At 71.4% G+C, this 13714-nt stretch carries 9 protein-coding genes; 3 read left to right on the plus strand and 6 right to left on the minus strand.

Going from position 1 to position 13714, the window contains the following annotated elements:
- Nucleotides 1-210: 210 nt before the first annotated feature.
- The 3 genes from fusA to ACZ4Z5_RS31615 form a co-directional block, all read right to left on the minus strand.
- On the minus strand, nt 211-2307 hold the full coding sequence (gene fusA, locus ACZ4Z5_RS31605; RefSeq protein WP_468269400.1) for an elongation factor G: 2097 nt from the start codon (nt 2305-2307) through the stop codon (nt 211-213).
- Nucleotides 2308-3010: 703 nt separating this feature from the next.
- Entirely contained in the window at nt 3011-3982 is a 972-nt protein-coding gene (locus ACZ4Z5_RS31610) for a DUF1648 domain-containing protein (protein WP_468269432.1), read from the minus strand.
- Nucleotides 3983-3990: 8 nt separating this feature from the next.
- Nucleotides 3991-4338, minus strand: a complete 348-nt coding sequence (locus tag ACZ4Z5_RS31615) for a GntR family transcriptional regulator (protein WP_468269402.1) — start codon at nt 4336-4338, stop codon at nt 3991-3993.
- 156 nt (nt 4339-4494) lie between these two features.
- Here ACZ4Z5_RS31615 and ACZ4Z5_RS31620 point away from each other — a divergent pair, with 156 nt between their 5' ends.
- The gene (locus ACZ4Z5_RS31620) at nt 4495-5277 is read left to right on the plus strand and encodes an aminotransferase class IV family protein (RefSeq protein WP_468269404.1); all 783 of its coding nucleotides are present in this window, start codon (nt 4495-4497) and stop codon (nt 5275-5277) included.
- A gap of 420 nt (nt 5278-5697) precedes the next feature.
- A complete protein-coding gene (locus ACZ4Z5_RS31625) occupies nt 5698-8451 on the plus strand; it encodes an AAA family ATPase (RefSeq protein WP_468269406.1) in 2754 nt (917 codons plus the stop codon).
- A 135-nt stretch (nt 8452-8586) separates the two neighbouring features.
- Here ACZ4Z5_RS31625 and ACZ4Z5_RS31630 read toward each other — a convergent pair whose 3' ends face one another.
- A complete protein-coding gene (locus ACZ4Z5_RS31630) occupies nt 8587-9411 on the minus strand; it encodes a S1 family peptidase (protein ID WP_468269408.1) in 825 nt (274 codons plus the stop codon).
- Nucleotides 9412-10002: 591 nt separating this feature from the next.
- The gene (locus ACZ4Z5_RS31635; protein WP_468269434.1) at nt 10003-10440 is read right to left on the minus strand and encodes a winged helix-turn-helix transcriptional regulator; all 438 of its coding nucleotides are present in this window, start codon (nt 10438-10440) and stop codon (nt 10003-10005) included.
- A 140-nt stretch (nt 10441-10580) separates the two neighbouring features.
- Between ACZ4Z5_RS31635 and ACZ4Z5_RS31640 the strand changes: the two genes are divergently transcribed.
- The gene (locus ACZ4Z5_RS31640; RefSeq protein ID WP_468269410.1) at nt 10581-11453 is read left to right on the plus strand and encodes an aldo/keto reductase family oxidoreductase; all 873 of its coding nucleotides are present in this window, start codon (nt 10581-10583) and stop codon (nt 11451-11453) included.
- Nucleotides 11454-12026: 573 nt separating this feature from the next.
- On the opposite strand, the gene ACZ4Z5_RS31645 is transcribed toward ACZ4Z5_RS31640, so the two are convergent.
- Nucleotides 12027-13640, minus strand: a complete 1614-nt coding sequence (locus tag ACZ4Z5_RS31645; RefSeq protein WP_468269412.1) for a carboxylesterase/lipase family protein — start codon at nt 13638-13640, stop codon at nt 12027-12029.
- Between the last annotated feature and the right edge of the window lie 74 nt (nt 13641-13714).

A 13714-nucleotide genomic window follows, 5' to 3' on the forward strand; every position in this document is an offset into this window, starting at 1 on the left:
CAGCGACTTGTTCGCACTTCCTGATCGGCGGCCGAGTCGTCGTGGGGCACCGGGCGGCGAAGCGGGGGGAGCCACAAGACGGCAGCCCACTGAGAGCCACACCCGATGCCCCCGGGTGTCCCCACCCTACGAATGGGGGGACCAACCCGATCAAGGACGTAGAGCCCGCCGAGGGGCGGGGCCTCCCGCGGGCGGGGCCTTCACCAGGCCCTACCGTGTCGGCAGCCCGTCGGAGACCACTGCCGGCACGGGTGCGTAGCCGGTGGCCCGGCTGGTGAAGGTCCCGCGGCCCTGGGTCCGGCTGCGCAGCCGGGACGCGTAGCCGAACAGCTCGGCCAGCGGCACGGTCGCGGTGACCACCGCGGTGCCCGCCCGCGTGGTCGAGCCCGACACGCGGCCGCGGCGCGCCGCCAGGTCGCCGAGCACCGCGCCCACGGCCTCGTCCGGCACGGTGACCGTGACCTCGGCCACCGGTTCCAGCATCGCCATGGCACTGGTCCGCAGTGCCTCCCGGAGGGCGAAGCGGCCGGCCGTACGGAACGCCAGTTCCGAGGAGTCCTTGGAGTGGGTGGCTCCGTCCGTCAGGACGACCCGCAGCCCGGTCACCGGGTGACCGCCGAGGGGACCCCCGTCCGTCATCGCGTCCCGGCAGCCGGCCTCCACCGCCCGCACGAACTCCTGCGGCACCCGTCCGCCGGTCACGGTCGACCGGAAGACCAGGCCGCCGGCGCCGTCGGTGTCGGCGTCGGCCTCCAGGGGCTCGACGTCGAGGACCACATGCGCGAACTGTCCTGCGCCTCCTTCCTGTTTGACGTGCCGGTACACCAGGCCGGTCACCCCGCGGACGACCGTCTCCCGGTAGGCCACCTGCGGACGGCCGACGCCGATGTCCAGCCCGTGGGCGCGGCGCACCTTCTCCACCGCGACTTCGAGGTGCAGCTCCCCCATCCCCGACAGCAGGGTCTGGCCAGTCTCGGAATCGGTCCGGACCGCCAGTGAGGGATCCTCCTCGACGAGACGTGCCAGCGCCGACGCCAGCCGGTCGGTGTCGAGGCTCCTCCGGGCCTCGACCGCGACGGAGACCACCGGGGCGGCCGTCGTCGGCGGTTCGAGGACCACCGGTGCGGTGGGTGCGCACAGAGTGGTCCCGGCACGCGCTGCCTTCAGTCCGACCAGGGCGACGATGTCGCCGGCCACCGCCCGGTCCGCCTCGGCGTGCCGGTCCGCCTGTACCCGCAGGATCCGGCCGATCCGCTCGGTCCGGCCCGCGCTCGCGTCGAGCACGACGTCCCCCTTCGCGACCGTTCCCGAGTACACCCGCAGATAGGTCATCCGTCCGGTGGCCGTGGAGTTCACCTTGAAGACCAGCCCGGCGAACGGCCCGGCCGGGTCGGCGGCCCGCTCCTGCACCGCGCCGTCCAGGGTGCCGCGCACCGCGGGCACGTCCTGCGGTGAGGGCAGATAGGCGACGACTGCCTCCAGGAGCGGTTCGATCCCGCGGTTGCGGTAGGCGGAGCCGCACAGCACGACCACGCCTTCCCCGGTGCGGGTCAGATCGCGCAGTGCGTCGGCCAGGGTCCCGGCGGAGAGCGTCGACTCGGCACAGAACTCCTCCAGCGCGTCCGGGTGGAGTTCCGCCACCGCCTCCTCGAGCAGTCGGCGGCGGCGCAGCGCCTCGTCCCGGAGGGCGTCCGGCACCGGGGTCTCCTCGAAGGTGTCGCGGCCGTCGGCCCAGACCAGTGCGCGCATGCGCAGCAGATCCACCACTCCGGTGAAGCCGTCCTCCCTGCCGACCGGCAGCTGGACCACCAGCGGAACGGTGTGCAGCCGCCGCCGGATCGACTCGACCGTCGTGTCGAGGTCGGCTCCGGCGCGGTCCAGCTTGTTCACGAAGGCGAGCCTGGGCACACCGTGCCGGTCCGCCTGCCGCCACACCGCCTCGCTCTGCGGTTCGACTCCCGCGACGGCGTCGAAGACCGCGATCGCCCCGTCGAGCACCCGTAGCGAGCGTTCCACCTCGTCGGAGAAGTCGACATGGCCCGGTGTGTCGATCAGATTGATCCGGTGGCCGTCCCAGGTACAGCTGACGGCCGCGGCGAAGATGGTGATGCCCCGGTCGCGTTCCTGGGAGTCGAAGTCGGTGACGGTCGTGCCGTCGTGGACCTCACCGCGCTTGTGGGTCGCTCCGGTGAGGTACAGGATCCGTTCGGTGACGGTGGTCTTGCCGGCGTCCACGTGGGCGAGGATGCCCAGGTTGCGGACGTCGGACAGGGTGTTCACATGATGGCGGTGGAGTTCGGTACGCACGGCCCGGTGCCTTTCGGATCGGTCGGGAGCAGGGCGGCGCGATGTCCGGACGGGGCTGCCCGGCACGTGCGTGCGGGAACCCTGATGCGTCGCGACCGCGGAGGGTCGCGCCCATCCCATCGACTCACCGGCCGTACCGGGGACGGGACTTCAGGAGATCAGGGGTCAGCCGTTCGTCACGGGGACCGGTGCCTGGCCGCGCAGCCGGCACCGGGCACAGGAGGACATCAGGATCACGTCGTACCGTGACCGGGGAACGACGGCGGCGGTGCTGTGGTGCACGGTCGTCTCCCCTCCTCGTCGGATCGCGGGCTGTGATGTCGTGTCAGCGCGCGAGGCGAGCGTAGTGAACGGGAAGGGGCCGGGGCACCAGGTTTTTCTCCCCGGGCTCCCGAGGAGGTTTCCTCCCGGCCCTGAGGAGGTTTTCCCCCGAGCCCTGAGGGTGTTTCCTCCCCCAGAGGGTTCCTCTCCCCCGACGCATGCCGTGCCGGGTGGTCGTTCACGGGGCACGGGCGTACCGCCGTTGGCCGTACACCGCTCCCAACTGGTCGTGATTCACCGGGAGAACGCTGTCACGCTGCGTAGGCTTGCCGACGGCGTGAAGATCGGTGGTCACCCGCGAGATCCTCCGCAAGGCGGAGCACCGGCGCGGCCGGCGGCCGTACGTCCACGTGGGACGACGTGCGGCGCCGACCGGGGGTTCTCAGGAACGGTCCGGTCGTTTCAGGGAGTTGAGGAGCGCCGCGCCCCGTTCGGCGTCGTCCACGCTCACCGCGAAGTCCCTGCCCCTGGCGCGTACGACGAGGCACTCGCCGCCGCGGAGCATCACGGTCGTCCCGAGGCCGCTCAGCCGGTATCCCCAGCCGCCCACCTGGGCGGGCGTGCGGTGCTCGGCCCGTGCCGACTCGATGTCGTCGGCGGACCAGCGGCGCACCGGCCGGCCGAGCGGGCCGAAGCCCACCTCCAGGCCCGTTTCGGTGACCCGCGCCTGCACGGAGGACGCAGCCAGGAGGGCGAGCGAGGCCACCGCGAACGGTGCGATCAGCGCCCATTGCGCACCGGTCAGACCGCTCACGACGAGCACGGCCGCGCCGACCGCGAACAGGCCGGTGACGGCCGAGGTCAGCTGGAGCCACGGGTTCGACGTACGGGAGAGCCATACGAAGCGTTCGCCCGCGGGGACGTCCATGCTCGGCCCCGGCACGGCGGGGACACCCGACGCGGCGGACCTCCGGCGTGCTGCCCACCAGGCCGCGACGCCCGCCAGTACGCCCGTCACGGCGGCCGACGCGACGGCGCCGGTCACCGGACCCGCCTCGCGCCAGTCCGCGTGGTCGAGGTTGGCCCGCACGACGGTCGCCTGCACACCGACCAGGAAGACCCCGCCGGACAGCAGGGCGGTGGCGGCCCCTCCGCCCGTCCACGGGCCCACGCCCGGCTTCGCCCGCCGCAGCACGAACGCGACTCCCAGTGCCAGGACTCCCCAGATCATCGCCGGGAAGACCGCGGCCGCCCAGAGCGGCATGGAGCCGTCGGGTGTTCCGGACAGGTCCCAGTGGGTCGCCAGCCTGTCCGGCAGACGCCCGCTCGCGGCCGCCGGGAGGGCCACGAGCAGCGCCAGGACACCGAGCGCCCAGCCGACCGCAGCCCACCTCGCCACGTTCCCGCGCATCATGCTGTCGTTCACGGCATCCCCCTGATCATCTCTATGAGATCGCTTCTGCTGTAACCCATGCGGGCGGCGTCGGCGACGAGTTCGCGCACCCGGTCGAGCAGCGCGGACCGCCCGTCGGCATCGCCGGCCACCGTCACGCCCCGGCCGCGCCGGAACTCCAGCAGACCCTCGTCACGGAGCGCCCGGAGCCCGCGCAGGACGGTGTTGACGTTGACCCCCAGCGCCTGCGAGAGATCGCGCGCGGGGGGCAGCCGGTCACCCGGACCGCATTCCCCCTCGGCGATGGCACGCCGGATCGCGCCCGCCACCTGCTCGTGCAGCGGACGGGTGTCCGCGGTGTTCAGTCTCAGCAACATGGTGCCAATGAAGTTAGCACCATTCACTTCACGGGGCACGCCGTCGTGCGCGGCGGCGGCTCGTCCGGCAACCACGCTCCGGCAACCACGCTCCGGCAACCACGCTCCGGCGGCCGTCACCGCGTCACGCCGCGACGGCGCTGTCACACTTTCCGCATGGCTACCCTCGACGGAGCGCCGGCGAGCACCGACGACATGCAGGCCCTCGCCCTCACGAACTACGGGCACTTCACCACCATGCGGGTGGAGGACGGAGCGGTGCGCGGACTGTCGCTGCACCTCGAACGGCTGGCCCGGGACTGCGCGACGGTGTTCGGGGCGGACCTCGATCCCGCCCGGGTCCTGCGCTGCGTCCGGCAGGAGACCGATGGGCGGCCCGGCACGTTCACGGTCCGGGTCACCGTCTTCGACCCCGCACTGGACATGCTGAAACCCGCGGCTCCGGCGAACCCCCGTGTCCTCGTCACGACGCGTCCCGCCGGGGCACTGTCACCCCCGCCGTTCAGGGCCGGCACCCTCCCGTTCCGGCGCGACGCGGCGGCGGTGAAGCACGTCGCCCTCTTCGGCCAGCTCAGGCTGCGGCGCGAGGCGCAGCTCGCCGGGTTCGACGACGTCCTGTTCGTCGAACCCGGCGGGCTGGTCTCCGAAGGGTGCACCTGGAACGCCGGCTTCGTGGACCGGGACGGCACGGTGGTGTGGCCGGAGGCCGACGTGCTGCCGGGCGTCACCATGCGGCTGCTCCGGGGCGCGCACCCGCGGTGCGTCACGCGTCCCGTGACGGTCGGTGAACTGCCTTCCCTGCGGGCGGCCTTCGCCACCAGCACGTCGATCGGCGTACGCGCGATCGGCGCGGTGGACGACGTGCGCTTCGCGGTGGACGACCCGGTGCTCGACGCACTCCGCGAGGTGTACGCGGCCGTGCCGCCGGAACGCCTGTAGGGACGGCGGCACGTACCGGCCGGGTTCAGTAGGCGAAGCCGGGCTTGCCCGTCCTCGTGGTCGTGACGTGGCCGACGCCGCCGCCGGCGGGTGCCGCACCCGCCGTGCCTGCGCGGCCCGGCTGCCGGTCATGCCCGATGGGATCCCACGACCTGATTCGCTGGAGCGTATGAAGCGTCTCGGGTTCAACTGGCTTACAGAATAGGGGGGATGAGGTCATGCATCGAGCGCAGGTGGCCTCTCGGGCCGTGGCCCCAGAACGTCCTCTGCCCCGACCTCACCCGCCTCGGAGCCACCAGTGAGCGATCACCCGGCAGTGCAGCCGCCGTTCGGGCGTGCTCGCCAGGCGGTGATGCGGTGGGGTTGGATGAGAGACCGGTTCACCTGAAGGCGCCATTCTTGCGGGGTCGGGAGGCAGCGGTGAGGGTCGGTTCACGGACAGGTCTGCACTCAGCGATACACAGTCGACTCCACGCCGGCGGCAGCGTGGTGTTGGCCGGACCTGCCGGGATCGGCAAGACCACTGTGCTGCGCGCGGCCGTGGCAGCGGAGAGCGGACGGCGGCCGGATACGGCCGTGCTCTCGTGTTCGCTGGACCGGGCGGAGAGCGGTCTGCCCTTCCTGGCGATCATCGATCTTCTGGCCGGGGCCTTCGAGGCGGTACGTCAGGACATGCCCGAGCCTCAGTGCGCCGTCTTGCGGTCGGTGCTGATCGGGGATGTGGCGCCCGCGGCGCCCCGGGGACGACTTGCCCTCCGGTTGGCGGTGCTGTCGGCGCTGCGAGCCCTGGCGGCTCGGGGGCCGGTCCTGCTGGCGGTGGATGATGTGCCGTGGATGGACCAGGCCAGTGCAGAACTCCTGGCCTTCGCGACACGACGGCTGTCAGGCGGCGTGGTGCGGATGCTGGCCACGGTCCGTACGGAATCGGAATCCGGCGACGAGGCACGCCGATGGCTGGCCATAGCACCGGTTCCGGCGGAGCTGCTCACCGTGCCGCCCCTGAACCGTTCCGAGGCCGCACACGTCATCGGACCGGGTCTGTCCGGTGCCCTCGTGCGTGAGATGCACCGGGTCAGCGGCGGAAACCCGCTCTACGCCGGGGAATTGGCCCGGAGCCTGCGCGGGCGACCGCTTCCGCCGTACGGTCCGCTGCCCGTTCCCGACTCGCTGCGAGGGCTCGTTCTCGAACGCGTGCGGCGATTGCCCCCGGATACCCGCAAGCGGCTGCTGTTGGTCAGTGCGGCAGTACGGCCGCGTGCGCAGGACCTGGGCGGGCGGGATGCGTGGGATTCGGCGCGGGCGGCCGGGGTGGTCGAGCTGGACGAGGACGGAGTGGTGCGGTTCACGCACCCACTGCTCGCGGCCGCCGTGTACGACGAGGCAGGCGACGAGGAACGGCGCGGCGCCCATGCTGAACTGGCCCGTACAGTCACAGACCCCGTAGAACGTGGCCGGCACCTGGCGCTGGCCTCGCCGGGCCCCGACGAGGCGGTGGCCGCCGCTCTCGACGCAGCGGCCCGGTCCGCCCGCAGACGGGGCGCACCGGCGCTGGCACTGGAGCTCGGGCTGCTCGCCGTGGACCGCACACTGCGGGACAGTACTGAGGCCGACGTCCTGAGCGCGCGGTTGTTGAACGCTGCGGAGGACGCGATCGCGGCCGGTAGCTGGGAGCTGGCCGGGCGGACCGCACGCCAGGCGCTGGCGATCTCCAGGCGGCGGACCGACCGGGTGCGGGCCTGGACGGTAGTTCTCAACAGCGCCGGCCAGGCCCTGGGGGACGCCGATGTGGCGGAAGCGCTGCGGCAGGCGTTCACCGAGGCCGGAGACGACCCCGCCCTGCTGGCGCCGTTGCATTACTGGGCAGCCGCCCGCGCCATCGTCGCCGATGGGAATCTGCGCCAGGGGATGGGAGCGGCGGCCAGGGCCGCCGCTCTCGCGGCCGTTGCCCGTGACCGCCATACCGAGGTGCTGGCCTTGGCCATGCAGGCGCTGATGGAAACGCTGCTCGGCGAACCCGGGGCGGACACGACCCTGGCTCGCGCCTCGGCCGAGCCCCGGGATCCCGCGGCGGACGCCGATCCCAACGGTCCGCGTTACGTGATGGCACGACACGACCTGATCCATGACCGCGTCGGTGAAGCTCGCGTGCAGCTCACCGACCTGCTCGCGCTCGCCGAGTCACGGGGAGATGTCCAGGCCCGGATCGGGTTCACCAGTGCGCTGGCAGAGGTGGAGCTGCGGGCGGGGCAGTGTGCCCGGGCCCTGCAGTTGGCGCGGGAGGCGGTAGGACTCGCGGAGGACTCGGGTATCGGCGAGGGGGCGATTCTGCCTGTGGCTGCGCTGGCCGAGGCCGCGGCCGGCAGCCCGGACACGGCGCTGGCCCTGGCGGAACGCGGTCGGCGGCATTCGGAGGAGGCGGGTGACCGGCTGTTCCTGTGCCGCAGCCTGCATGCACTGGGCCATGTCGCGCTGCTCGCGGGGGACGCGCCCCGGGCAGTCGGGGTGCTCGCACGGGCCTGGGACATCGAGCGGGCGCAGGGCGTGGTGGAAACTGCCCGGGGACGGTGGCACGCCGACCTGGTGGAGGCGCTGGCCCTCACGGGACGCTGCGAGGAGGCCCTGCGGGTCCTCGAGGTGACGCGCGAGGCGGCGACAGCCCGGGGGCGTACCGGCGTTCTGGCCCTGCTCGATCATGCGGAGGGTCTCGTCCGTGCTGCGCAGGGCGAACTCGACGCTGCCGCGGACCGAGTGCGGGACGCCGCGCGCCGACTGGCCGTGCTGGGCAGCCCGGTCGAGGAAGGCCGTTCACATCTTGCGTTGGCGGGGATAGAGCGGCGCCGCGGAGATCGGGAGGCGGTGGTGCGAGCCCTGGAGGACGCGCGCAGGGCATTCCGCCGCGCAAGGGCCGTGCCGTGGCTGGGGCTGGCTGAGGCAGAGTTGGGGAGGGTGTCCAGGACCCCGGTCGGTCAAGGCCCGGACGACCCCTTGTGCAGGCTTACGGAACGAGAGCGGTCTGTGTCGCTGCTCGTCGCGGACGGGGCGTCCAACCGGGAGGCTGCCGCCCGGCTCTTCGTCAGCGAGAAGACTGTAGAGGCGGCACTCACGCGCGTTTACCGCAAGCTCGGTCTGCGGTCGCGAGGTGATGTCATCCGGGCCGTGCACCGGAGCCGTTGAGCCACACCCGAGGCACTGGACGGCGCCATGCAGGCAGGCCCTTCCCCGGCTGCTTTGCCAGGGAAGGGCCTGCGTCCGCACGGCCCTCGGAACAGGTGCTCCCAGCGCCCCGCGCCGCCGTGTGCCCTTTCCGAACTACGGGTGCCGCGGCGCTCCTTGGTGAACCAACTCCTCCACCTGCTCCCGGACGGGGTCGGAGAACGCGGTCAGTCGTGTGTAGACGCCGAACTTGCCGGGTCGGGCACAGCCGGCGCCCCACGAGGTCATTCCGGCGAGTCTGCCGTCGAGGATCAGCGGTCCCCCGCTGTCGCCGCTGCAGGTGTCGGTGCCGCCCTCGTCGTAGCCAGCGCAGACCATGTCGGAGGCGAGGAAGCTCTCGTCGTACGCCTTCGCGCAGTCGCTGTCGGAGACGACGGGCACTTCGGCGGTCATTAGCACGTTGGCGACCGGCTCTTTCTCGCCGGTCCGCCCCCAGCCCAGCACCCGAGCCTTGGTTCCGGGGCGGTAGACGCCGGTGTCGGAGGAGCCGACGTAGGGCAGCGGTTGGTATGGCATGTCGTCTGCAAGCGTCAGGACGGCGACGTCGCTGCTCATACGGGGACCGGAGCCCCAGTCGGGGTGGACCCAGATGCTGGCCACCCGTCGTTCGGTGCCTGCGGAGGTGTGCAGATCCGTTCGGCCGCCCAGGACCCGCACGCTGCGGGTGTCCCTGCCGCTCACGCAGTGGGCGGCTGTGACGACCTTGCGCGGGGCGACGAGGGTTCCCCCGCAGTTCAGGTGGCCGTTGCGTGTCGTGAGGGCCATCACGAAGGGGTACGTGTCTGTGGTGGCGGGCGTGCCGCCCACGACGTTCACCCCGGGAGACGGGGAGGCGGCCGCGGTGGACGGCACGGTGGCGGACAGGCCTAACACGCCGGCGGCGGCGAGCACGCAGCCCGCGGCCCTATTGGTTATGCGCATGAAGGCTCCCTGACGGTGAGTGAGGTGTGCGACGAACACACGGAGGTGCGGCCATCTCCGCACCCAAACGCGGCGGTTCGGATGGAGGACCCGACTCAGATCTGTCTGAGCGCGATCAAAGATATTCCCGTCGGCGACGCCGCTCCCAGCCGGGAATTCCCTCGAACGTACGGGTAGGGAAAGCCTTCGTCCTGCCACCAGTCGTGCACCGCGTCCGGCAGGACCGGTGAGGCCCAGACGAGCCAGCAAGATCCGCGGCCGGGAGGCCTGCTTGCCGGCGAGCCCGCGCACGTCCACCGCCCACGCGTGCGCCTGCACCGCCCCGCAGCTCGTCGCCCCAATCCAGAACGCCGAGTACCCCACCGAGCCCAGTGACCAGATGGGTCCCGCCGCCACGCTCTTCCGGGCCCAATGCCGGGCATGCGGCGGCAGGTACGAGAAGCCGTGGCGCCGGACCGGCAGCACACCTATCAGCCGGACAGGCCGCCCCTAGAAGTGAAAACCCGCCCAGGAAGCCACTGACGGGTTACTTGTCACCTGGTTCGCCGCTCGTTGACGGCACCCCAGATATAGAGCTGTCGGGCGGTTCGGTCAGGAGGTGCGAGCGTCGTAGTTCTCGCGGTTTGCGAGGACCTCGGCCATGTGTGTCTGCGCCCAGTTTCTGAGCCCGCGCGTCATGTGGTGGAGGGAGAGGCCGAGGTCGGTCAGCTCGTAGGAGACGGTCACGGGGACGGTTGGCGTCACCGTGCGGGTGAGCAGACCATCGTGCTCCAGCGACCGTAGCGTCTGGGTCAGCATCTTCTGGCTGACCCCGGCCAGAAGACGAGAGATCTCGGAGTAGCGCATCGCCTTCGGAGCGTCTGCGTGCGCTGCACCGGGGGGTCCAGGGTTGTTGTCGCCGCCCAGCGCACACAGGATCAGGACGACCCACTTGTCCGAGATGCGGTCGAGCAGCTGCCGGCTGGGGCAGCCTGCCAGGAACGCGTTGTACTCCACCTTGGCCTGAGCCCTCTTCTGGGCCGCCTTCATCGTCGTCACTGATCGCACCTCTCACCGATGGGTGGGTTACGCACTCCAAAGTGCCTACTTCCTGACAGGAAGTTTCTCTCCAATGCTGATGCAGGGAGGCAGCAGGCGCCACCCCCAAGTGCACGACGAAAGGCAACACGATGAGCACACCCTCCCTTGCTCTTCCCGGCGGCACCTGGACTCTGGGTGACCTGACCGTCACCCGGTTCGGCTACGGTGCCATGCAACTGGCCGGCCCGTGGGTGATGGGGCCGCCGGCCGATCGCGAGGGTGCCCTGGCCGTTCTGCGTGAAGCGGTCGACTACGGTGTCACCCACATCGACACCAGCGACGCCTACGGGCCGCGGGTCACCAACGAGTTGATCCGCGAGGCACTGCACCCCTATCCCGAGTCGCTGCGCATCGTGACCAAGGTGGGCGCGACCCGCGACGCACAGGGTGGCTGGCCCACGGCCCGGCGACCCGAAGATCTGCGCCGCCAGGTCCACGACAACCTCAAGTCTCTCCGGCTCGACGTACTCGACCTGGTCAACCTCCGGCTTGGCAACGCCGAAGGTCCCCAGCCCGGCTCGCTCGCCGAGGCGTTCGAGACGCTCGTCGAACTCCAGCAGCAGGGCCTGATCCGCCACCTCGGGGTCAGCAACGCCACCGAGGAGCAGGTCGCCGAGGCACAGAGCATCGCGTCGATCGTGTGCGTGCAGAACATGTACAACCTCGCCCACCGCCACGACGACGAGCTCATCGACCGGCTCGCCACCGAAGGCGTCGCGTACGTGCCCTTCTTCCCCCTCGGGGGCTTCACCCCGCTGCAGTCCTCGGCGCTCTCGGAAGTCGCCGCTCGACTGGAGGCGACGTCGATGTCCGTCGCACTGGCCTGGCTGCTGCAGCGATCACCGAACATCCTGCTCATCCCCGGCACGTCATCGACGGCACACCTGCGCGAGAACATCGCCGGCGCGGGACTCTCCCTCTCTCATGAGGACCTGACCGAGCTGGACGACATCAGCCGCTGAACGGCCCACAAGCGACGACCGAAGCCACGATTGCAGTTCCGGTCCCGGTCACCCTCGTGCGACCGGGACCGAAACAGGATGATTCGCGGCTGCTGGAGCCGGTCATGTGGCGGGGGACGCGCGCGACCGCCTCGGGTCCCCCGCCAGGCCGAGCGCGTACTTCACATCCATGCCGTACCGCACCCGATGCGCTGCCGTCCGGTCGGTGAGGTTCTCGGCGAACTGCAACACCGTCACCAGCGCCAGCTGGCCCCGGTGACCAGCCCGGCCGCCCTCCGGCCCCGAACGCCTCGGCGAACCCGGCGTCCGCGAACAACTCGCCCAGCTCGTCACGGACCCGCATCGCCAACGGGTACGGGCCCCGTGCCGTCACCGCCCGCGCCACCTGCGCGGTCAGCTCAGGCACCTTCGGCCACGGCCTCGGCCGCATCGACATCCCACACGCCACCCGCGACCGGGAAAGCCAAGACGGCCGCTGCTGCCCCGACCAACGAGCCGCCAGCCCCGCCGGGCACGGAACAAGCCGGCAGGATCGTCATCAGCTGCAAACGGCGGCGTTTGTCGCGTACTCCGTCAGGAGCCCTTCACCTCACCGTGAGGGGCGAGTGCCTTCCAAAAGGCGTAGTGGTGGTCGGCCGCGAAATCGGTGTGACCGATGCGGCCGGACGCGAGCCGCTGCACGTAGGGGCCGCGGTTCGTGAACCGCTTCCACATGGGCAGGCCATGTCCGTTCACCTGCCCGGTGGACGCGAACCGGCTCCAGTAGGCGACCACCGTGTCCGACAGTCCGGCCTGCGTGGCATCGAGCGGCTCGAACAGATCGTTGTCGAAGAGGTAGGCCAGGTCGATCATGTGGCCGGCGCCGAGCGGGAAACTCGTCGGCCGCGTCACGTTCTTGAAGTACGGGGCCTCGGCCTCGGCGAAGTCGAAGGCGTAGACGGGCGTGTGGCGGGCCAGCGCGCGCTGGGTGTCGAGCGCCGCGGTCGACCACTCCGAGTCGGTCAGCACGGCCGACAGCGCCGCTCCGGGTGCCGGGTAGGCCGCGGCCGGATACTCGGCCAGGACCGCGGCGGCATCCTTCCCGAACTGCTCAGTGACCTTCTCGGCATAGCCTTCGGCGGTCAGTGGCCGCCCTGTCATGATCTCGTCGAGCCCGGCCAGTCCACTCATCTCGTCGTGGGTGGAGCCGTGCAGCACCGGTACCCGGGCGAACCGCCCCGCGGCGATCGCACGTGACGGGGCCTCGGGCAGCACCTTGCCGTCCACCACGGGCCGATACCCGTCGTGCCCGGAGACGGATGCCTCGATGAGCTCGGCGCTGGACCTGCCCCGCAGGCAGGAGTCGGCGCTGCGCGGATCGTCGCAGCCCGCGGCCTCAGCGACGGCGAGCCCGCTGGCCTCCGCCTGCTCGCGGGTGAACGAACCGTCCGGTCCGACGCAGCCCGCGCTCTGCACGATCGCCTTGCTGAAGAGCCCGCGGGCGCCGGGCGAGACCAACTGGGCGCAGACGCTGTAGCCACCGCCCGACTGCCCCATGATCGTGATGTTGCGCGGGTCGCCGCCGAAGGCGCCGGCGTTGCGGTTGACCCATTTCAGCGCGGCCTGCTGGTCAAGGAGGCCGAGGTTGGCCGGTGCGCGCAGGCCGGGTGCGGTCAGGAAGCCGAACGCGCCGAGCCGGTAGTTGATCGTCACGACCATCGCGCCCTGCCGCGCGGCGGCGAGCTTGGCCGCGCGGTAGGTGGCGCCGTCGCCGTAGGTGAAGCTGCCGCCGTGAATCCAGACGATGACCGGCAGACGCCCCGTCGTCCGCCCGGCCGGAGTCGTGACGTTCAGGTAGAGGCAGTCCTCCCCGCCTCCGCCCTCGATCGAGATGGGCTGGTCGGTCGGCTGCGCGCAGGCGCTCTTCGGCGCCCGAGCGTTCAGCGGCGATGACCAGGGGCGCACCGGCTGCGGCTCCTTCCACCTGCGCTCTCCGGTCGGCGGGGCCGCGTAGGGGATGCCCTGGAACGTGCGCACCGCACCGGCGGCCGTGCCCTGCACCGGACCCTCGGCGGTCGCCACCAGGGTGGGGACGACTTGGGCGCCGGGGTGCGCGGAGGCGAGACCGGCCGTGATCACCGTGGCCGCGAGCGTCGCGGAGACGGTGGCCGCAGCAAGGGCTGCGACGCGGGACTTCCTGGTGTTCATCCGGGCTCCAAGGATCGGCGTGATCTTCGATGCACGAAACGGTAGTCAGGATTTGGGCAAATGCGCAAGACGTT

The organism is Streptomyces sp. NPDC030222 (assembly GCF_055573115.1).